We start from the raw sequence: 19,188 nt of genomic DNA, 5'->3' as shown, positions 1-19,188 counted from the left end.
GTTTCCACGGTGCTGCAGAAGTCGCCGCCGGTGCGCTGGGGGGAGCACCTGGCCGTCGGCACGAGGGATACGAGGAGTGCGCATGGCCCTGTGGGACCGCCTCAAGGAGTCGGCGTCGCAGATGCAGACGCAGTTGGTGGCGAAGAAGAACGACTTGAAGAGCGGCGCGTTCCGCGACGCGAGCATGGCGATGTGCGCGCTCGTGGCCGCCGCGGACGGGACCGTGGACCCGTCGGAGCGGCAGCGCGTGGCGCAGCTCATCGCGACGAACGAGGTGCTGCAGAACTTCCCGGCGGACGACCTGCGGCGCCGTTTCGAGGAGAACCTGAACAAGCTGACGGCCGACTTCGCCTTCGGGAAGGTGAGTGTGCTGCAGGAGATCGCCAAGGCGAAGAAGAAGCCGGCCGAGGCGCGGGCCGTGGTGCAGATCGGCATCGTCATCGGCGGCGCCGACGGCGACTTCGACAAGACGGAACAGGCCGTGGTGCGTGAGGCGTGCTACACGCTGGACCTGCCGCCGCACGAGTTCGACCTCTGAGCCTGCCGGCGCACGACATCGCCCTCGGCGAGCCGTATCAGGCCGGACAGCGGCAGGCCGGTGCCGGCGAGCACGACGCGGGTGCTCCCGGTGTCCGGGGGCACCCGCGTCGGCACGTCCACGGCCGGCCCGCGGGGCCGGACGTCAGGCGAGACCGGCGGACTTCAGCCAGGCCTTGGCCACGTCCAGCGGGTCCTTGTTCTGGGTCTGCACCTGGGTGTCCAGGTTCAGCAGGGTCGCCGTGTCGAGCTTGGCCGAGACCGCGTCGAGAGCGTCGGCGCCCTTCTTGGACAAGGCGCCCTTGTGGACGAGCGGCTGGACGTTCTCGAAGCCGAAGAGGTTCTTCGGGTCCTGCAGGACGACGAAGTTCTCCTTGGAGATGGTCGGGTCCGTGGTGAAGAGGTCCGCGACCTGCACGGCGTCCTTCTTCAGCGCCGCCTGGGTCAGCGGGCCGCCGGCGTCCAGCGCGCGGAACGACTTGAATGTGAGGCCGTACACCGACTTCAGGCCCACCAGGCCCTGCTGGCGGGTCTGGAACTCCGGTGAGGCGCCGAAGACCAGGTCCTTCGCGATGTCCTTGAGGTCGGCGACGGACGACTTCCCGGTGAGGTGGTACTTCTTCGCGGTGGCCGCGTTGACCGTGACCGAGTCCTTGTTCTGCGCGGCGGACGGCTGCAGCAGGGTGAGCTTGGAGTCGAGCTTGGCCTGGATGGCCGTCGTGGTGGCGTCCGCGGTCTTCGGCGCGGCCTTCGGGTCGAGGTAGGCCAGCAGCGCACCGTTGTACTCGGGCAGCACCGAGAGGGAGCCGTTCTTGATCAGCCCGTAGGTGGTCTCGCGGCTGCCGATGTTCGGCTTGTAAGTGACCTTGATTCCCTTGGCCTTGAGGGCCTCGCCGTAGATGTCGGCGAGCAGGGTGCTCTCGGGGAAGTTGTTGGATCCGACGACGACGCTGTCGCCGCTCGCCTTGCTGTCCGTCAGGGGGTTGCCGCCGGAGGTGTCGTCGTGGGAGGAACAGCCCGCCAGCAGAGCCGTCGCCGCCGCGAGGGCGACCACCGCCGCGCCTCGGTTCCTCCGGATGGACCTGCTGCTGCGGTTGTTGGAAGTCACCCGCCGATCCAATCCAGCCGGTTCTGGGTCAGTCAAGGGCTGCAGATCACCGATCGGCCTCGATCTGCGGCCGCTTGGGGGCGCCGAGCGGCCACCTTGCGACGGATTCTTGATGACGGACGGGCGCGTCGCGCCCTCAAGAGCACTGCATTCTCAAGCCAGTTGACCATGAACGGCACGCCCGGGAACGGTGCGGTGTGCGGGCCTTCGCCGACCGCCGGCCCTTCCGGCGCAGGCACACCCTGCCGGCCGGCATCCCGCCGGCGCTCATCGCCTCACTGCCGGTCCACCTCTTCACCGACCTGGTCCGGGCCGGGCCCCAGCAAGCCCTCCCGCTCCCGGCGCGCTACGAGTCCGGATAGGCAGGCCCTCGACGTCCGGCTACCGCGCCGCGCAGCAGGCGGTCGCCGGCGGCGCCCCGGCCATCCCCCGGCACGACCGGGACCACCTCCCGGAAGGAGCCGAGCAGTGAGCACGTCGACACGTGACACCCCATCGGCGGCACCGCCCCGGCCGGCCCGAAGGCAGCCGCGGCCGACTTCACCTGAATGCCGAAGCGCTTCGCGACCGGGACCGCGGGGGTGGAGCCGTCAGGCGCTGCGGCGCACCCCCGGCGACACCGTGATCCGGGACGCCGCCCAGAACACGCCCAGGGTGACCAGGGCGAGCGCGGCGACCAGGGTGGCGCCGCCGACGACCTTCTCGTAGTTCTTCTGGTAGAGACCGTCGATGATGTACCGGCCGAGGCCGCCGAGGCTGACGTACGCGGCGATGGTGGCGGTGGAGACGATCTGGATGGCCGCGGTGCGCAGGCCGCTGAGGATCAGCGGGAGCGCGACCGGCACCTCCACCTGGAACAGCACCCGCGCCCCGGACATGCCCATGCCCCGCGCGGCGTCCACGGGCGAGGGGTCGACGGAGCGGATCGCCTCGTAGGTGGTGACCAGGATCGGCGGTACGGCGAGCACGACCAGCGGGATCATCACCGGCAGCAGCCCGAAGCCGATCCAGATGAACATCAGCACCAGCAGACCGAAGCTGGGCAGCGCCCGGCCCGCGGTGGCGATCAGGGCGAGGGCGTTGCCCCCGCGCCCGTAGTGACCGGTGACCAGCCCGACCGGCAGCCCGATCACGGCGGCGTACAGCAGCGCTTCCAGGGAGTACTTGACGTGCTCGGCCAGCCGGGTGGGGATGCCGTCGTAGCCGTGCCAGTGGGCGCTGTCGCTGAAGAAGGCGTGCGCGAAGTTCAGGACGTTCACCGGATGGCACCCTTCCTCGGCATCCAAGGCGTGAGCAGGCGGCGCAGGAGGACCAGCAGGGCGTCGGCGAGGACGCCCAACAGGGCCGTCGTCAGCACCGAGTTCACCGCGAGAGCGGGGCGGTGGTAGGTGGTGGCGTCGTTGAGCATGTTGCCGAGCGCACCCTGGTTGCCGATGAGCATACCGACGCTGACCAGGGAGAAACTGGAGACGACCGCCACCCTCAGGCCCGCGATGATCGCGGGTGCGGCGATGGGCAGCTGGACCTGGAGGTAGCGGCGTACGGGCCCGAAGCCCATGGCCTGCGCGGCGGCCAGGGTCTCGGCGGGGACCGAGCGGACGCCGTCCACGATCCCCGGCACGAGGACGACCAGGCTGTAGACCGCGAGCGGGATCATCACCGTCGTCTCGCTCTGCCCGAAGTAGTCGATGAGGACGACGAAGAAGGCCAGCGACGGGATGGAGTACAGGACGGTGGTGATGCCGAGCACGGGTGGGTACACCCAGCGGAAGCGGACGCAGAGCTGGGCCACGGGCAGCGCGACGAGCAGCGCGGCCAGCACCGGCAGCAGGCCTTCGCGCACATGCAGGCCGACGAGCCCGAGGTAGCTGTGCTGGAGGTCGCTCGGCAGATCGAAGAAGCCGTTCATGGTGCGGCGTTCACCTCTGCGTCGCGCGTCACCCGGCTGTGCGCGGCGCGGATGGCCTCGCCGATGACCTGCTGCGACACGACGCCGACAGCGCGTCCCTCGCCGTCCACCGCGACGGCCCAGCCGGTCGGGGAGAGCACCGCCCCGTCGAGCGCGGTGCGCAGCGAGTCGGTGCCCGGCACGAACGGTCTTCCGCAGTCGATGAGCCGGTCCCGGTCGACGGTCCCGGCGGTGAACCGGTCGGGTTCGCTCCAGCCGAGCGGTCTGCCGTCGAGGTCGGTGACGAGGAGATAGGGGGCCTCGCGGCGGGAGGCGAGCTGCGCGGCGTCCGCGTCGATCGCGACGACCGGCGCGGTCTGCAGCTCCAGGTCTGCGGACGGGAAGAAGGACAGCCGGCGGATGCCGCGGTCGGCGCCGAGGAAGTCCTCCACGAAGGTGTCGGCGGGTGCGCTGAGCAGGTCGGCGGGCGGGGCGAACTGGGCGAGCCGGCCGCCGGTGCGCAGCACGGCGACCATCGTGCCGAGCTTGATCGCCTCGTCGATGTCATGGGTGACGAAGACGATGGTCTTGCCCAACTCGTCCTGAATGCGCAGCAGTTCGTCCTGGAGTCCCTTGCGCACCACGGGGTCGACGGCGGAGAACGGCTCGTCCATCAGCAGCACCGGCGGATCGGCGGCGAGCGCCCGGGCCACGCCGACACGCTGCTGCTGGCCGCCGGAGAGCTGGTAGGGGTACCGCTTGGCGAGCGAGCCGTCCAGCCCCACCCGCTCCATCAGCTCCGCGGCGCGGGCGCGGGCCTCCTGCCTGGACCGGCCGAGCAGGCGGGGCACGGTGGCGATGTTGTCGAGGATGGTGCGGTGCTGGAAGAGTCCGGCGTTCTGGATGACGTAACCCATCGACCGCCGCAGGGTGTTGACCGGCTGCTGCCGGATGTCCGCGCCGTCGAGGAGGATGCTGCCCTCGGTGGGCTCCACCATCCGGTTGATCATCCGCAGGGTGGTCGTCTTGCCGCAGCCGGAGGGGCCGACGAGGACGGTGATCGCGCGGTCCGGTATCTCCAGCGACAGCCGGTCGACCGCGACCGTGCCGTCCGGATACCGCTTCGTGACTGACTCTATCCGTATCAAAACGCCGAATGCCCTTCGGGTTTGGCGGATTTCCGCCCGTTTTCGGCCACGGTCGTCGTTGCGCAGGCCGTTGCGGGGAGAGTCTAGACCGCGAGTGTTCCGGCGTCGGGGCGGGCGAGCGCCGGTTACGCCGCCACCGGCAGGCCCGGTGTGCGGACCACGCGCCGTTCGGTGTCGACGGCGAACACCTCGCAGCCGGCGCGGGCGGCGGCCCAGCCCGGCCCGTCGGCGCCCAGGGCGAAGCCCGCCGTGGCGGTCGCGTCCGCCTCGGTCAGCGTCGGGGCCACCACGGTGAGACTGAGCAGCCCGGTCGCGGCGCGTCCGGTGCGGCCGTCGAGGATGTGGTCGCCGCGCTCGTACCGCCCGGAGGTCGCCACCGCCGCGTCGGTGACCGCCAGCACGGCGCAGAGCCGGCCGGACTGTTCCGGATGCCGTACCCCGACCCGCCACGGCCCGCCGGAGACGACCACGTCACCGCCGGCGTTGAGGCAGAACCGCCGCGCCCCGGCCGCCGTCAGCAGCCCGGCCGCCCGCTGCACCGACCAGCCCTTGACCACCGCGCACGGATCGAGGCCCCGGCCGGGCAGCCGCACGTCGAAGGCACCACCGGTCGCGGTCCGGTACTGCTCGCACAGGCCGAGGACCTCCGTCAGGTCCGCGCTCAGCGCGTCGGCCGCCAACTCGCCGCGCCCGTACCGGGACACCTCGCTCTCCGGCTTGAACGGGCTGAAGCGGGCGTCCACGTGGCGCAGCCAGGCGAACACCTCGTCCGCGGCCGTGCCGAAGTCACCCATGTCGTCGATCCGCAGGGAGACCGGGAACCCCATGACGTGCTCGACCCGGCGCACCTCAGGCGCCCTTGGCGTCGAGCGCGGCCTGGAGGGACTCCCGGTAGCCGCGGCTGGTGACCGTGGCTCCGGACACCGTGTCGATGTGGGCGCTCTGCGCCTTGAGCGTCTCCGCGATCAGCTCGGGTACGGCCCATCGGGTCTGCGGATGGTGCGGCGCCTGCAGCATCCGCACGGAGGCGATCCGGTCGCCCCGGAAGGTCACCTCCACCTGGAAGACGCCCTTCTCGGTGCTCACCGCGGTGCCCGGGACGACCTTGGAGGCCGAGGAGGCTGCCGGGGGCTGCGAAGCAGCGGAAGGCGGCACGGGAGGAGGCGTGGACGCGGGCAGGGCGGTGTCGAGGGCCCCGCCCGACGGGTGGTAGCGCCACACCGGTATCAGGCCGGCGACGGTCAGGACGAAGACGGGAATGGCACGCTTCACGGTCGGATGCCCTCTCTCAGCCCGCGAGGCTGAAGCGCTCGAAGTGGATCTGCCGCTTGGGTACGCCCAGGTCGGCCAGGCTGCGGAGCACGGCGGCCATCATGCCGGGCGGCCCGCACAGGAAGACGTCCCGGTCGCCGATGTCGGGCACGAGCCGCGCCAGTTCACGCGGGGCGAGCAGGTCGGGAACGACCGGTCCGGTCACCAGGTGCAGCTCGGCGCCCTTGACCATGGCCAGGTCGGACAGTTCGTCGTAGAGGACGGCGTCGCGGTCGGTGGCCACCCGGTAGATGACCACGGCGTGCCCCTGGAGGTCCTCCAGCAGCGCCCGGATCGGCGTGACGCCGACGCCGCCGGCGATCAGCACGGACTCCGGGCGGGTGCGGTGCAACGTGGTGAAGGCGCCGTAGGGGCCCTCGGCGAACACGCGGGTCCCGGGCTTGAGCAGGCGCAGGGCGGCGCTGCCGTCGCCTGTCGCCTTCGCGGTCAGGCGCAGAGTGTGGCCGTCGGGGGCGGCGGACAGGGAGAACGGGTTGGCCTGCCACCAGCGGTCCCGGGTGAGGAACCGCCACAGGAAGAACTGACCGGCCCGGGCGGGCAGCCGGTCCAGGTCACGACCGGTGACGTAGACGGAGACGACGTCGTCGGACTCGGGTACGACCGCCGAGACGCGCAGTCGGTGCCGCAGGTTCCGCCACACCGGAAGCACCAGCCGGCCCAGGAACACCGAGCCGAGGGCGCTGCCCCACAGCGTGTACCAGTACGTCTTCGCGGCGGGCGTCGAGGTGAAGGTCGTACCGGCCGCGACCTGGTGGGTGAAGGCGAGGACCACGGCCGCGTAGGTGTACAGGTGGAGGAAGTGCCAGGTCTCGTAGGCGAGCCGGCGGCGTGCCCAGCGGGCCGAGACGGCGCCGACCATGATGATCAGCGACAGCGCGACGATGGCGCGCAGCACGCCCTCGACGGTCTCGGCGAGGTTGACGAGCTGGTTCACCGGGTCCATCGAGGACGCCTGTGCGTAGCCGAAGGTGATGAACACCGCGTGGGTGAGCAGCGTCCACAGGACGCCGAAGCCGGTCCGGCGGTGCCAGGAGGTGAGCCGGTCCATGCCGATCCGGCGGTCCAGCCAGGGCAGCCGGGCCACCAGCAGCAGCTGGAAGGCCATCAGGAGGGCACCGCAGAGACCGGCGAGGCGGCCGAGCACGATCAGTGTGTTCGAGGCGAATCCCGCACGGGCGAAGAACCAGGCCACCACGGCCGCGTTGGCGGCCAGCAGGGCGTACAGCCCGGTGCGGGCCACCGTCCGGGGGCGGAAAGTCGTGGGGGGCGCGGGACGGGTCTGGAGGGTCGTCACGGACGCTGCTCCTTGATCGGGTCCTGGCTGACGAGCTTCGCCCGGCGTTGCTGTCGATCTCCTGTCGATCTCCTGTCGGACGACTGTCACTCGAGTATCGACAGGGCCGGCGGGGGCCGGCACCTCAGGAGGGGCCGGACGAGTGCTTCCGCAGGGGCGGGCTCAGACACGGGCCCCCGGGCGCCGGACGACCCGGGTGCTACGACGAGGCGGCGTCGGCCGAGGCCCCCGCCCGGGCGTGCGGGCGTGCGGCCAGCGCGGCGACGTCGTCCTCCGCGTGCCGGGCGTCCAGCCGGCCGAGGATGGTGTCCAGGACGTCCTCCAGGCCCTTGCCGACGGGGAAGCGGACCGCGGACAGCCTGGCCAGGGAGCTGTCGATGTCCTCACCGCGGCGTTCCACGAGCCCGTCGGTGAACAGCACCAGGGTCTGCGCCTCGGCGAGCGGAAGGGTGGCCGACTCGTAGCCGCCGAGCCCGGTGCCGAGCGGCGGTCCGACGGGGACGGGCACGATCGAGGCCTCGCCGTCCCGGGTGATGAGCACGGGCGGCAGATGCCCGGCGCTGGCCAGCGTGACCTGGCCGCGCCCCGGGTCGACGCGGGCGAGCAGACAGGTGGCGGGCCTCAGGTCCGCCTCCCGGGAGGCGATCTCGTCCATCTGCCGCAGCACCCGGTGCGGGGGCAGGTCGGCGGAGGCGATGTAGCGCAGCGAGGAACGGTACGCGCTCATGTCGACGGCTGCCTCCAGGCCGTGGCCCATGACGTCACCGACGACCAGCAGGGTCCGCCCGAAGTGCAGCCGTACCGTCTCGCACCAGTCGCCGCCGACCAGGACACCGCCTCCGGCGGGCAGATAGCGGATGGCGATGTCGAGGTTCGGGTGGGGGCGGCCGGGCTCGGCCAGCAGGGCGCGCTGCAGGTCGCCGGCGGTCTGGTTGACGCTCGCGTAGGCACGGGCGTGCCGGATGTGGGAGGCGGCACGTTCGGCGAGCATGCTCAGCAGCTCGGCCTCGGCCTCACTCAGCGGCTGTCCGTGACGCGCCCAGACCAGGACGCCGTACCCGTCGTCTCCGCTGGTCAGCGGCGCGCACAGGGCAGCACGGCCGCTGCCGGCGCCCTGGTGCACCACCCATGGCTCCGGCTGGCTGCCGAGCTCGGGGACGCCCGCATCGCGGGCCACGGCGACGGCCCAGCGGGCCTCGGGCAGGGCGTCGGCGTCCCCGGTGATCGCCTCGTACCCGGAGATGGTCCGGCCGGTCCGGCGCATCACGGCGGCCGTTCCGCCGGCCAGCCGTACGGCGGCCCGGGTCAGCTCGGCGCAGGTCGTGGCCTCGTCGAGGGTCGTCCCGATTCCGGCCAGGACCTCCCGCAGCACGCTCCGCGACGCCCCGGCAGCCGCACCGTCGGCAGTCGGCACACCCTCCGCGGCCTCCGCGGAGCCTTTGGTCCTCGCGGAGGCCGCGGTGCCCTCGAGGCCGTCTCCGTCGTCGCGGTGGTGGCCGCTGTCAGCAGGTACAGACCTGCGACGGGACTGGATCCAGCGCGCCACACCCAACACCCTCACAGAATCTCAAACCGGAGCGAGTGGGGCACCAGCCTCAGCGATCCCAGCACCCTCGGCAGCCCCAGGCCATGGCACGAGCCACGCTCCGGTGTCCGATGGCGTTCATCTTCGACCGGACGGGCCCCGCCAAGCATGCGTTTTTCAAGATTCGAAGTGCCGATTGTTCGAAACGGCCTCCGGCGCCTTGATCGACCGGGAGGGCACCGGCGGAGTCAGCCCCCTCGGAGGGCGTCGGCAGCACCCCTCGGCACGGATCACGCCGTGGAAGCGGTCCTCGACCGGCTCGACGGGGTCGGTGTCCGCCGAAAGGGTGACTTTGTGTCAGTTTTGCTATGGACCACTGCAGGTCAGCGCCTCGCGCGGGGAACGGTGCGCGTAGATTTCTCACCAACCGAGTTTTTAGTCATAGCTAAAGGTGGCATGCTGATGGAGTGGCAGCAAGCCTTGTCTCTCCATGAGTTGGGGGTGGATCGTGGGCATCTTTGCCCGTGAAGAGAGCCGGACGAACTTAGCGGCTGCCCGGATAGCGAGGCAGGCGACGGCCTCGCTGGCCGGCCTGCTGGCAGGGCAGGGCAAGACCCGCTCCGATCTGGCGGCGGCCATGGGGGTCAGCCCCGGCCGGGTCAGCCAGATCATGTCCGGTGACGCGAATCTGACGGTCCGGACGCTCGCCGCCGTGGCGGAGGCGCTGGACGCCGACGTCCAGATCACCTTCTGCGCCCGGCCGCAGCCGACGGACGCCAAGGCCCGTGGCAGCGCGGATGCGTCGCCCGTCAGGAGCAGCGGACTCCCGGCCCATCACTGAGCGCCGGGAGCGGCGCTCGTGTCGCAGAGCTGTAGCCGCTCACGGCTGACCCGCCTTCTTTCAGCGGGTGAGCCATCGGTCGAACCAGCGCCGCTGCGACGGCAGCGCCGGGCTGTGGAACGCGTCTTTGGACGTCGCCTTCGCGCACAGGGCCTCAAGCTCCTCGTTCTCGCTCCGGCGGCCGTGAACGTACGCGAAGCGCAGCAGGTGTCCGCACTGCGCGAGCGCGGTCCCGAACGCCTGCCGCCGGGCGATGAGTTCGTCGTCCGTCGGCTCGCGCTCAGCCTGACGGCACGCCTCGGCGACCCGGGTCTGCACGTCCAGCGCCACGTCGATCGCCGTCTGCACGTCCGCGTAGATGGCGTTGATGGCCTTGGTCTCGGAGGCGAGCGGATGCCGCTCCAGCAGGTACAGCTTGAGATCGTGGACGAACACCCTGAGCTGGGCAGACGTGTCGATACCGCGAAGAAAGCGGTCCGACCAGGTACAGGCGTCGAGGTGCACGCGCTGCACCAGCCGCTCCCTGGCCAGAGCGATGCCGAGTGTCATGAACTTGACGTACGGCTGCGCTGTCTCGTCCTGTTTCCGCCGGGGCAGCGCGGTGGCCCCCGTCGCCGCGCCCGCAACCACCGGAGGGATCGACGCCGCGTGCGGCAGCAGCACCACCGCGCCGGCCGCCACCGCACCCATCAGCGCCAGCACGAGCAGCACCAGACCGGACGACGCGAAGCTGCCCAACAGCCGTCCCTTGCCGGAGAACTCGCGTGCCAGCCCCACCCAGGCGATGGCCGCGCTCACCGCAGCGGGTAACGCGTAATCGACCAACCAGGTGTGGTGCAGCCAACTCATCGACGGCGCCCCCAAGACGTTCCACGGACACCCCGGACCGCCGTCAACGTGCGGATCCCAAAGGCCTCCCTCTCGGCACATGTCACACCAGCGCCCAGCCCTCTCGCCGCGCACGCGTCGCCGAGAGCTGCCGCGAGTGGAGTTGATGATGTCAGCCAACGTGATACCACGCCGTTACTTTGAGCGACAATTGGCCAGCGTGTCTGACCGACCGGTCATCCGCTCGTCGTGCGGCGGCCGCCCACCTGATCGGCCGCGACCGGCCGCAAGACATCCGTCGATCAGGAGCGGATGGCGGTGCCGCTGTCGGGATGGAGGGCGAAGACCTGGTCGAGGCCGACGATGTGCAGGACGCGCAGTGTGTGCGCGGGGACCGCGGCGAGCGCGATCTCCGCCTGCGCCGCGTGGGCGTGGGTGCGGGCGGCGATCAGGGCGGTGATGCCGCTGGAGTCGCAGAATTCCATGCCTGCCAGATCCAGGACCAGGCGCTGGCCGGGTTCGAGGGTGAGGGTGGTGAGCCGTTCGCGCAGCTCGGCGGCGTGGGCGTAGTCGAGTTCGCCGATGATCTCCAGAACGGGACCGGTCATGGCGTCTCGGGCGGTGATCTTCAGCGGGCTCATTCGGGGTTTCTCGTCGGAGGGCAGGTGGCGGGGCGGGCGGGGACGCCGAGGGCGAGCAGGGCGGTGTCGTCGTCGAGGCCGTCGCCGAAGCCGTCCAGCAGGGCGGTCAGGGCCTGGATGACGGTGCGCGGGGGTTCGCCGGCGTGGTCGGTGGCGAAGGCGAGCAGGGCCTCGTCCCCGTACAGGGTGGTGCGGTCCTTGCCGGTGCGGGCTTCGGTGAGGCCGTCGGTGTAGAGCAGGAGGGTGTCGCCGGGGGCGAGGGTGGTGGTGGCGGTGGTGAAGCGCGCCTCGGACAGGACGCCGACGAGGAGGCCGCCGGGTGTGGGCAGGTAGTCGGCTGTGCCGTCGCCGCGCAGGACGAGGACCGGCGGGTGGCCGCCCGAGGCGAGGTGAACGGTGACCTGCCCGGTCGTGGGGTCGGGTTCGAGGGTGCCGAAGACGGCGGTGCAGTAGCGCGGGTCGCCGCTGCCGGCGTAGCGCTCGTGGAGCACCTTGTTCAGGGTGGTCAGGGCGGCGACGGGGTCGGGGTCGTGCAGGGCGGCGGCGCGCAGGGTGTAGCGGGTCAGTGAGGTGAGTGCGGCGGCCTGGGGGCCCTTGCCGCATACGTCGCCGAGGAAGAAGGCGAAGCGTTTGCCGTCGACGGGGAAGACGTCGTAGAAGTCGCCGCCGAGCCGGTCGGGCGAGGCGGTGTGGTAGGAGGCCGCCGTCTCCATGCCCGGCGCCGACGGCAGGCTGTCGGGCAGCAGCGACTGCTGGAGCACGGCGAGGGCGTCCTGCAGCCGGGCGCGATCGGCTTCGGCCTGTCTGCGCGCTTCCTCGGCCGCCTTCCGGCCGCGCAGGAGTTCCTCTTCGTAGGCGCGGCGGTCCCGGGCGTCGAAGACGGTGGTGCGGATCAGCAGTGGCTCGCCGGTACTGCCGTGCTTGACCACCGAGGAGACCAGCACGGGTATGCGGCCGCCGCCCGCCTGCTTGATGTCCAGGGCGATCCCGCTGATCTCGCCCTGCATCCGCAGCAACGGCGCGAAGTGGGTCTCGTGGTACAGCTTGCCGCCCACGGTCAGCAGGTCGACGAACCGCATCCGGCCCACGACCGCCTGCCGTTCCAGGCCGAGCCAGTCCAACAGGGTGCTGTTGATCTTCGCGATGGTGCCGTCCATCAGGGTGGACAGATAGCCGCACGGCGCGGACTCGTACAGGTCCTCTGCGCTGTCCTCCAGCAGTGCGGCGAACGCCGCGTCCGCCCGCTTTTCGTCGTCGGCGTCCTGCGAGTCGGGCTGCTGGTCGGCGCGACACATCATCGCAGACCCGCCAGGAAGTCCATGAGCGCCTCATTGGTGGCCTCGGGCGCGGACAGATGCGGGCAATGCCCGGTCGCCTCCAAGGTGACCAGCGACGAGCCGGGTATCGCCTCGTGGACGAAGGCGCCGACCTCCCGGGGGGCGATGACGTCGTCGGTGCATTCCAGCACCAGCGTCGGCACCTTCACTCTCCTCAGATCGTCCCGGGAATCCGACAGGAACGTGGTCCGGGCGAAGACGCGCGCCATGTCCGGATCGGTGGCACAGAAGCTGTTCTTCAGCTCCTCGCCGAGTTCGGGCCGCTCGGGGTTCCCCATGATCAGCGGAGCCATCGCCGCCGACCAGCCCAGGTAGTTCGACTCCAGCGACGTCAGCAGTTCGTCGATGTCCTCTGCGCTGAAGCCGCCCCGGTAACCGTCGTCGTCGATGTACCGCGGAGACGGCGCGAGCATCACCAGCGCACCGATCCGCTCCGGAGCCAGGCCGGCGGCCAGCACCCCGATCATCGCGCTGACCGAATGGCCCACGAACACCGCATCGCGCAGGTCGAGTGCTTCGCACACCTCCACCACGTCCCGGGCGTACCCGTCCAGAGAGGCGTAACGGCCTTCCGAGAACGCGGACGAGTCGGAGCGGCCCGAACCCACGTAGTCGAACAGCACGACCTTGTGCTCACGGGCCAGGGCAGGCACCGTCGACCGCCACATGTTCTGGTCACAGCCGAACCCATGAGCCAGCACCACCTCAGACCCGTGCGGGTTGCCGGTGACGGTGACGTTGTTCCTGCGAGCGATGTCCATACCCGCCAGTCTCTCAGGCACCGACCACCGCCCCGACACGGCTCTCGAGCACCCCGTGCCCCGCCCGTCACCTTCACTTTCACCCTCACGAACGGGCTTCGGCGGGGCGGTCACGGCCGGGTCAGAAGGCAGTGCCCACGACTCGTGTCGTCGGCCGTCGCACGCGTCTCGGGCTCGCACGCGTCTCGGCCTCGCACGCGTCTCGTGTCGTTCGCCTCGGCTCACGTTGTGTCTCCCGACGAGCGGGCAGACGAAACAAGCACGGTGGGCGATCGAAGGAGGGACAGTGGAACGGAACTCGTCATTGAGAGCCGTGGGATGGGCGCGTTCGCTGCCGGTCAGCAGTGGGGTGAAGGCGGCCAGGGACTGGACGCGTGCGCACGTGGCGTCGCTCGGCTGGGAGCGGACCGCGCCGGATCTGGTGGACGCGGTCGTGTTGACCGTGTCCGAGCTGATCACGAATGCGCACGTCCACGCCCGCAGCGCCGCGCAGCTCATCCTCACCTGGGACGAGGAGTGCCTGCACGTGACCGTGCACGACAGCTCGACCCGGCTGCCAGAACAACGCCACGCCGGTGACGGTGCCCTCGGAGGACGGGGGCTGCTCCTGGTCGATGCCCTCGCCGATGACTGGGAGGCCTATCCGTGCCCTCGCGGCAAGAACGTCAGCGCCTGTTTCCAGCCGCCCGCACCCGCTCGGGACGGCACCAGCGGCCAGGGATGAGTCGGGAGCGGCGACAGGGCCAAAGGCGGCGCGGTTCCTGTTGCGGCCCGTCGCCCGCTCGTCCGGATGTGCCTGCGCCTGCGGGGCCCGGCCGGTGACGGCCGAGCCCCGCGGGGGAAGTCAGTGTGTGTCAGGTCACCGTCGATACCAGGCCTCCCCGCAGGGAAGGGCCCCTCATCACTCGGTGATGAGCATGCGTTCCCGCAAGCGGGCCAGGCAGCGCGAGAGCAGCCGGGAGACGTGCATCTGGGACACCCCCAGGTGTTCGCCGATCTGCGCCTGGGTGAGCTCCTCCACGAACCGCATGTGAATGATCCGCCGGTCCCGCTCGTCGAGTTCGGCGATCAGTGGAGCGAGGGCGTGGAAGTCCTCGACCAGTTCCAGTGCTCCGTCCTCGACGCCGATGAAGTCCTGCAGGGCGGCTTCGCCGTCCTCGCTGGTGCCGATCGCTGCATCCAGGGAGGCGGAGTTGTAGCCGTTGGCGGCCAGCCGGGCCTCTCGTACCTCTTCCTCGGGCAGGCTCATCAGTTCCGACAGTTCCTTGACCGTCGGATTGCGGTCCAGGCGGCTGCGCAGCTCCTCCGTGGCCCGGGCCAGTTGGACGCGGGCCTCCTGCAGCCGGCGCGGCACATGCACGGCCCAGGTGGTGTCGCGGAAGAAACGCTTGATCTCACCCACGATGTAGGGGATGGCGAAGGAGGTGAACTCCGCCTCCCGTGACAGCTCGAACCGGTCGATCGCCTTGATCAGGCCGATCATGCCGACCTGGACGATGTCCTCCATCTCCTCCGGCCCCCGGCTGCGGAACCGGCCGGCCGCATAGCGGACCAGGGACATGTTCATCTCGATCAGCGTGTTGCGGGCGTAGCTGTGTTCGTGCGTGCCCTCCTCGAGCACCGCCAACTGCCTGAAGAACAGCCGCGACAGCTCGCGGGCGTCCTTCGGTGCCACCTGAGAGGGATCGGCGACTTCCGGCAGCTCGCTGGTCTGCGTTTCCGTCGCCGCCGTACTGGTGAACGCCATAACGTTTCCCCTCCCGAGATCGAAGCCAAGCGCCGCTGCCCGCCCGCACGGGCCGACAGCGCCGCGTGTACCCCTTCATCCTGCCTGTACACCCACGACCGTACGAACGCGCGGGCAGCGTTCCCTTCCCGGAGTGGTGCCCTCCGTACGGGGGTGCGTGGCGCGGGAATGCGTCCATGCAGTCCGCCCGGCCATCCTCTGAGTGAGTGGGCGATGCCGATGCGGGCACAGCGCGTTGCGAGGGGGTAGTGATGAGGTCCCTGCCCAGCTTCTCCGAGAGGGGTGTCAGGCTATGGCCGACGATGCCTTGCTGTTCGTTGTGCCTGAGCGCCATCCGCTTGTGGGTGCGGCCCTGTCCGCGGTCGGCGAGCTGGAGTGTGCCGAGAGCCCAGCGGTGCTGGGCTGGCTTCACGCCCACGGGATCCCCCGTTCTTCGGAGCGGGTCAGGGTCGTCCCGGCGGGAGCCGAGGTGCTCGTCCCCGAGGGGGCCGAGCGACTGCCGGTCCCCCTCAGCGAGGAGGAGACGCTGCGGGTGGAGCACGCGTGTGCGCCCAGGTCGGTGACGGACATGGAGTCCGAGCTGCTCGGTTTCCGGGACACCACCCAGGACTGGCAGGCGCTCGTCCACCGCCCCCTCACCGCCGGCATCCCCGCGCCGCGCATCGCCCAACTCACCGGCCTGGACCCACAGGACGTCGTCCGAGCCGTCGGCGACTGACCCGGTCGTGTGCTTCGGCCCCGGTCGTGTGCTTCGGCGGATGACAGCAGCCGTCCCGCGGCAGCAGCCGTGCATACGGTGATCTGTCGGGGGCAAACGACTCGCCGGAGGAGGCGTTCTGCTCCTCCAAAGGAGGCATCTGCTCCTTTTCGGCTGCGGCGGCACCTCGCATCGCGCCCAGAGCGTGCGAGCACGATGGCGGGTGCGCGCTCGCAGTTGCCGCGGGCCCGACGGAACGGCCCGCCTGTCGAGAGAGGTTGTTGCTGTGCTGCTGCCTGCGGAGAAGGAACTGCGCACCGTGCTGGCCCGCTTCGCCGAGGCCCGTTTCCGCCATGACCTGCAGCCCACCGGTCACTCGAGCCGGGAACTGGAGGACACCTCCTACACGCTGTGCGTCATGACCGGCACCCAGTCGGTGGATCAGGCCCTCATCGCCGCCGACGCCCTCCTGGAACAGCTTTGTGCGGACCGCCGTGCGGCAGCCAGGACCACCCAGGTCCTGGCTGCCTGACACCGGCCTCCGGGCAACGGCGCCTCAGCGCGGGTTCCGTCCCGTCACTCCTCGTCCGGCGCCAGACGCAACGAGATCGAGTTGATGCAGTACCGCTGGTCCGTCGGAGTGGGATACCCCTCCCCCTCGAACACATGACCGAGATGCGACCCGCAGCGAGCACAGCGCACCTCGGTGCGGACCATGCCGTGGGAGCGGTCCTCGATCAGTTCGACCGCGTCGGTGTCCTTGGGGTCGTAGAAGGACGGCCAGCCGCAGTGCGACTCGAACTTCGTCCCCGAGGTGAACAGTTCGGCACCGCAGGCGCGGCAGGCGTAGACGCCCTTGGTTTTGGTGTCGGTGTACTCACCGGTGAAGGCCGGCTCGGTGGCGGCCTGGCGCAGCACGGCGTACTCGGCCGGGTTCAACTCCGCGCGCCACTGCTCGTCCGGCTTCTCGACGTCGTACGACATGAGCCTCAGCCCCTTTACTGCGACAGGCGGTCCAGGATCAGCGGGCCCAGGTCTGTCACGTCGCCCGCGCCCATGGTGAGAACGAGATCGCCGGGCTTCGTCATTCCCGCGATCACCCCGGGGATCCCGGCCTTGTCGTGTACGGCGGTGACGTCGGCGCCCGCGGCGCGCGCGGCACCGATGATCAGCTCGCTGGTCACGCCCGGGATCGGGTCCTCGCGGGCCGGGTAGATGTCCAGCACCGCCGAGGCGTCGGCGAGGGCGAGGGCCTGGCCCATCTCCTTGCCCAGCTCCTGGGTGCGGGAGAACAGGTGCGGCTGGAAGACGACGAGGATGCGGGAGTCGCCGGCGGCGGCGCGCATGGCCTCCAGGTCCGCGGTCATCTCGGTGGGGTGGTGGGCGTAGGAGTCGATCACCTGCACTCCGGCGGCCTCGCCCTTGAGCTGCAGGCGCCGCTTGACCCCGGTGTAGGCGGCGAGCGCGGGCGCCAGCTCGACGGCCGGGACGCCGAGCGCGGCACCGGCGGTGAGCGCGGCGACGGCGTTGAGGGCGTAGTGCCGTCCGGGCACGGAGACGGTGAAGGTCAGCTCCTGCCCGTCGAGGATCACGGTGACCCGGCTCTTCAGCCCCTGCGGTACGACGGCCGTCACCCGCACGTCGGCGTCCTCGGCCTCGCCGTACGTCACCGTCCTCACGGAACCCGCGAGCCGCCGGGTCAGCTCCCGCGCGCCCTCGTGGTCGGCGGAGACGACCAGCGTGCCGCCGGGGACGATCTTCCCGGCGAAGGTCTCGAAGGACTCGTAGATCTCGCCCATCGAGGCGTAGTTGGCGTGGTGGTCCAGCTCGACGTTGAGGACGATGGCGACCTCGGGCGCGTACTTGTGGAAGCTGCGGTCGCTCTCGTCCGCCTCGGCGACGAAGATGTCGCCCTCGCCGTGCAGCGCGTTGGAGCCGGGGGCGTCGAGGTCGCCGCCGATGGCGTACGACGGCTTCAGGCCCAGCTCGGTCAGGGAGACGGCCAGCATCGAGGTGGTCGTGGTCTTGCCGTGGGTTCCGGCCACGGCGATCGGGCGCAGCCCCTCCATCAGCGCGGCGAGGGCGTCGGAGCGGTGCACCACGGGGATGCCCAGCTCGGCGGCGCGGGCCAGCTCGGGATTGTCCTGGCGGATCGCCGAGGACACCACGACACAGCTCGCGTCGTCGGCGAGGTGCTCGGTCGCGTGCCCGATGTGCACGGTCACCCCGAGCGCACGGAGCGCCTCCGCGGTCGCCGACTCCTTGGCGTCGCTGCCGGCCACCCGTGCCCCGCGCTGGGCGAGGATCTTGGCGATCCCGGACATCCCGGCGCCGCCGATGCCGATGAAGTGCGGTCGGTCCATGGCGGCAGGAAGGCCGGGTGCCATCTGGTTCTCCCCAAGATCTCCGGTACGAGGCTGAGCGGGCCCCTAGCCTATGCGCTCGGAAGCGGGCCTCGCGCAAGGGGCGGGCGACGCCACCGGCCACCCGCTCACGCTGGGCCTGCGCCCCCGTGGCCGCGCCCCGCCCGGGGGCGGAGGGTGCGCCGGTGGGCACCGCTTCCCCGTGACGTGGAACCGCTCCTCCGGGACGGCGGTTCGGCCCGGAACGGCCGGTGATCACCGGTCCCCGGTCCGGCCGGGCGGACGGGGCACGGCGGTCCCGGCGTGGCCGTACCAGTCGTACACCACGACACTGCCGACCAGGAGGTCCTGCACGGAGGCCCGGCGCCGGCCGGCGGCCACCCACAGCAGGCCGAGCGGGAAGACCACGTACAGGACGGCCCGCAGCACCGCGGCGACGGGGGTGAGGACGGCTCCCGAACGGGCGGTCACCCTCACTCCCATCATGGTGTCTCCGACGGTCCGCCCGGCCGTGCCCCAGCCGACCGCGAGATAGCCGGCCATGAGGGCGCAGCCGTATCCCGCGGCGCCCCACGCACCCAGTTCGGGCAGTGCGAACGGCGGCCCGAACAGGAGGTACCTCAGTGCCGCGTAGGAAAGATGGAGGGCCGCGACCGTCGCGAGCACCACGAGCAGGTCGATGCCGGCCGCCACGAGGCGGGTGACGATCCCGGCCGGCAGCCCCTGGACGGCCACCTGGCCCCGAGTGCGGGTCACCGAGGTCATGGCGCCTTCCCCCTCCTGCCCGCCTCGTCCGGCCCGTGGCGATGCAGCAGCCGGTCGGTCATCCGGTCGACGAACCCGTCGGCCCGGGCGTTCCGCTCGCGGAACGCGTCGAGCGTCTCGGCGGTGATGCTGCCACCGGTGTCCCGGACGATCCGCCCGACGTCCAGCTCCTCCAGAACCTGCTCGGCCCACGCCGCCAGGTCCACCCGCGCCAGCAGCGCGTCCGGATCGATCCGCCGGGCGATCCGGTCGACGTCCACCCGGTCCGCCACGGCGTCCAGGTCCACCCGGGCGAGGACCGCGTCCAGGTCGACACGGTCGAGAAACGCGTCCGGATCGGTACGGGCCAGGACGGCGTCCGCGTCGATCCGGGCGA

At 71.0% G+C, this 19,188-nt stretch carries 22 protein-coding genes and 1 pseudogene; 6 read left to right on the top strand and 17 right to left on the bottom strand.

Annotated features, from left to right (window positions below):
• Window positions 1-82: 82 nt before the first annotated feature.
• Window positions 83-538 carry a TerB family tellurite resistance protein gene (locus ABZ919_RS04270; protein ID WP_361242591.1) on the top strand — a complete coding sequence of 152 codons (456 nt, stop codon included), beginning with the start codon at window positions 83-85 and terminating at the stop codon, window positions 536-538.
• A gap of 144 nt (window positions 539-682) precedes the next feature.
• Here the strand turns inward: ABZ919_RS04270 and ABZ919_RS04265 are convergent, their stop codons facing one another.
• Window positions 683-1,645 (bottom strand): ABC transporter substrate-binding protein, encoded by a 963-nt coding sequence (locus ABZ919_RS04265; protein WP_361242588.1) that lies wholly within the window; start codon window positions 1,643-1,645, stop codon window positions 683-685.
• A gap of 197 nt (window positions 1,646-1,842) precedes the next feature.
• Here ABZ919_RS04265 and ABZ919_RS04260 point away from each other — a divergent pair, with 197 nt between their 5' ends.
• Complete coding sequence (locus ABZ919_RS04260) at window positions 1,843-2,007, top strand: hypothetical protein (RefSeq protein ID WP_361242585.1); 165 nt, start codon at window positions 1,843-1,845, stop codon at window positions 2,005-2,007.
• A 228-nt stretch (window positions 2,008-2,235) separates the two neighbouring features.
• Here ABZ919_RS04260 and ABZ919_RS04255 read toward each other — a convergent pair whose 3' ends face one another.
• The 7 genes from ABZ919_RS04255 to ABZ919_RS04225 all read right to left on the bottom strand — a co-directional run bounded on the left by ABZ919_RS04255 (window position 2,236) and on the right by ABZ919_RS04225 (window position 8,721).
• Complete coding sequence (locus ABZ919_RS04255) at window positions 2,236-2,904, bottom strand: ABC transporter permease (RefSeq protein ID WP_361242582.1); 669 nt, start codon at window positions 2,902-2,904, stop codon at window positions 2,236-2,238.
• Window positions 2,901-3,554, bottom strand: coding sequence for an ABC transporter permease subunit (locus tag ABZ919_RS04250; protein ID WP_361242579.1), 654 nt, complete (start codon window positions 3,552-3,554; stop codon window positions 2,901-2,903). Before ABZ919_RS04250 ends, ABZ919_RS04255 begins: the two co-directional genes overlap by 4 nt.
• A complete protein-coding gene (locus tag ABZ919_RS04245) occupies window positions 3,551-4,681 on the bottom strand; it encodes an ABC transporter ATP-binding protein (RefSeq protein ID WP_361242576.1) in 1,131 nt (376 codons plus the stop codon). The genes ABZ919_RS04250 and ABZ919_RS04245 overlap by 4 nt, the downstream gene beginning before the upstream one ends.
• Before the next feature lie 125 nt (window positions 4,682-4,806).
• On the bottom strand, window positions 4,807-5,529 hold the full coding sequence (locus tag ABZ919_RS04240; protein WP_361242574.1) for an FAD:protein FMN transferase: 723 nt from the start codon (window positions 5,527-5,529) through the stop codon (window positions 4,807-4,809).
• Between the two features lies 1 nt (window position 5,530).
• On the bottom strand, window positions 5,531-5,953 hold the full coding sequence (locus ABZ919_RS04235; protein WP_361242571.1) for an FMN-binding protein: 423 nt from the start codon (window positions 5,951-5,953) through the stop codon (window positions 5,531-5,533).
• Window positions 5,954-5,969: 16 nt separating this feature from the next.
• On the bottom strand, window positions 5,970-7,307 hold the full coding sequence (locus ABZ919_RS04230) for a ferredoxin reductase family protein (RefSeq protein ID WP_361242568.1): 1,338 nt from the start codon (window positions 7,305-7,307) through the stop codon (window positions 5,970-5,972).
• Window positions 7,308-7,506: 199 nt separating this feature from the next.
• Window positions 7,507-8,721 carry a SpoIIE family protein phosphatase gene (locus ABZ919_RS04225; protein WP_361242565.1) on the bottom strand — a complete coding sequence of 405 codons (1,215 nt, stop codon included), beginning with the start codon at window positions 8,719-8,721 and terminating at the stop codon, window positions 7,507-7,509.
• A 619-nt stretch (window positions 8,722-9,340) separates the two neighbouring features.
• Here ABZ919_RS04225 and ABZ919_RS04220 point away from each other — a divergent pair.
• Window positions 9,341-9,673 (top strand): helix-turn-helix transcriptional regulator, encoded by a 333-nt coding sequence (locus ABZ919_RS04220; protein WP_361242562.1) that lies wholly within the window; start codon window positions 9,341-9,343, stop codon window positions 9,671-9,673.
• 60 nt (window positions 9,674-9,733) lie between these two features.
• On the opposite strand, the gene ABZ919_RS04215 is transcribed toward ABZ919_RS04220, so the two are convergent.
• The 4 genes from ABZ919_RS04215 to ABZ919_RS04200 form a co-directional block, all read right to left on the bottom strand.
• Window positions 9,734-10,498 carry a hypothetical protein gene (locus ABZ919_RS04215; protein WP_361242559.1) on the bottom strand — a complete coding sequence of 255 codons (765 nt, stop codon included), beginning with the start codon at window positions 10,496-10,498 and terminating at the stop codon, window positions 9,734-9,736.
• 305 nt (window positions 10,499-10,803) lie between these two features.
• Window positions 10,804-11,142, bottom strand: a complete 339-nt coding sequence (locus tag ABZ919_RS04210; RefSeq protein ID WP_361242556.1) for an STAS domain-containing protein — start codon at window positions 11,140-11,142, stop codon at window positions 10,804-10,806.
• Window positions 11,139-12,437 carry a SpoIIE family protein phosphatase gene (locus tag ABZ919_RS04205; RefSeq protein WP_361242856.1) on the bottom strand — a complete coding sequence of 433 codons (1,299 nt, stop codon included), beginning with the start codon at window positions 12,435-12,437 and terminating at the stop codon, window positions 11,139-11,141. Before ABZ919_RS04205 ends, ABZ919_RS04210 begins: the two co-directional genes overlap by 4 nt.
• The gene (locus tag ABZ919_RS04200) at window positions 12,437-13,240 is read right to left on the bottom strand and encodes an alpha/beta hydrolase (protein ID WP_361242553.1); all 804 of its coding nucleotides are present in this window, start codon (window positions 13,238-13,240) and stop codon (window positions 12,437-12,439) included. Before ABZ919_RS04200 ends, ABZ919_RS04205 begins: the two co-directional genes overlap by 1 nt.
• 286 nt (window positions 13,241-13,526) lie before the next feature.
• Between ABZ919_RS04200 and ABZ919_RS04195 the strand changes: the two genes are divergently transcribed.
• Window positions 13,527-13,964 (top strand): ATP-binding protein, encoded by a 438-nt coding sequence (locus ABZ919_RS04195; RefSeq protein WP_361242550.1) that lies wholly within the window; start codon window positions 13,527-13,529, stop codon window positions 13,962-13,964.
• Between the two features lie 177 nt (window positions 13,965-14,141).
• Here ABZ919_RS04195 and ABZ919_RS04190 read toward each other — a convergent pair whose 3' ends face one another.
• Window positions 14,142-14,987, bottom strand: a complete 846-nt coding sequence (locus tag ABZ919_RS04190) for an RNA polymerase sigma factor SigF (RefSeq protein ID WP_361242547.1) — start codon at window positions 14,985-14,987, stop codon at window positions 14,142-14,144.
• Between the two features lie 292 nt (window positions 14,988-15,279).
• Between ABZ919_RS04190 and ABZ919_RS04185 the strand changes: the two genes are divergently transcribed.
• Both ABZ919_RS04185 and ABZ919_RS04180 read left to right on the top strand, forming a co-directional pair.
• Entirely contained in the window at window positions 15,280-15,705 is a 426-nt protein-coding gene (locus ABZ919_RS04185; protein ID WP_361242545.1) for a DUF6003 family protein, read from the top strand.
• Window positions 15,706-15,970: 265 nt separating this feature from the next.
• Window positions 15,971-16,216 carry a DUF5133 domain-containing protein gene (locus ABZ919_RS04180; protein WP_361242542.1) on the top strand — a complete coding sequence of 82 codons (246 nt, stop codon included), beginning with the start codon at window positions 15,971-15,973 and terminating at the stop codon, window positions 16,214-16,216.
• 44 nt (window positions 16,217-16,260) lie between these two features.
• On the opposite strand, the gene msrB is transcribed toward ABZ919_RS04180, so the two are convergent.
• The 4 genes and pseudogenes from msrB to ABZ919_RS04160 all read right to left on the bottom strand — a co-directional run.
• Complete coding sequence (msrB, locus tag ABZ919_RS04175) at window positions 16,261-16,668, bottom strand: peptide-methionine (R)-S-oxide reductase MsrB (RefSeq protein WP_361242539.1); 408 nt, start codon at window positions 16,666-16,668, stop codon at window positions 16,261-16,263.
• Window positions 16,669-16,682: 14 nt separating this feature from the next.
• Window positions 16,683-18,071, bottom strand: coding sequence for a UDP-N-acetylmuramate--L-alanine ligase (murC, locus tag ABZ919_RS04170; protein WP_361242536.1), 1,389 nt, complete (start codon window positions 18,069-18,071; stop codon window positions 16,683-16,685).
• 231 nt (window positions 18,072-18,302) lie between these two features.
• Entirely contained in the window at window positions 18,303-18,812 is a 510-nt protein-coding gene (locus ABZ919_RS04165) for an RDD family protein (RefSeq protein WP_361242533.1), read from the bottom strand.
• Window positions 18,809-19,188 (bottom strand): annotated as a pseudogene (locus ABZ919_RS04160) (hypothetical protein); the annotation flags it as partial. The gene ABZ919_RS04165 and the pseudogene ABZ919_RS04160, both read right to left, overlap by 4 nt.

Source organism: Streptomyces sp. NPDC046759 (genome assembly GCF_040645475.1).
Classification (GTDB): Bacteria; Actinomycetota; Actinomycetes; order Streptomycetales; family Streptomycetaceae; genus Streptomyces.
Note: the sequence above shows the minus strand (reverse complement) of the source record. Positions and strands in the feature narration are given on the sequence as shown.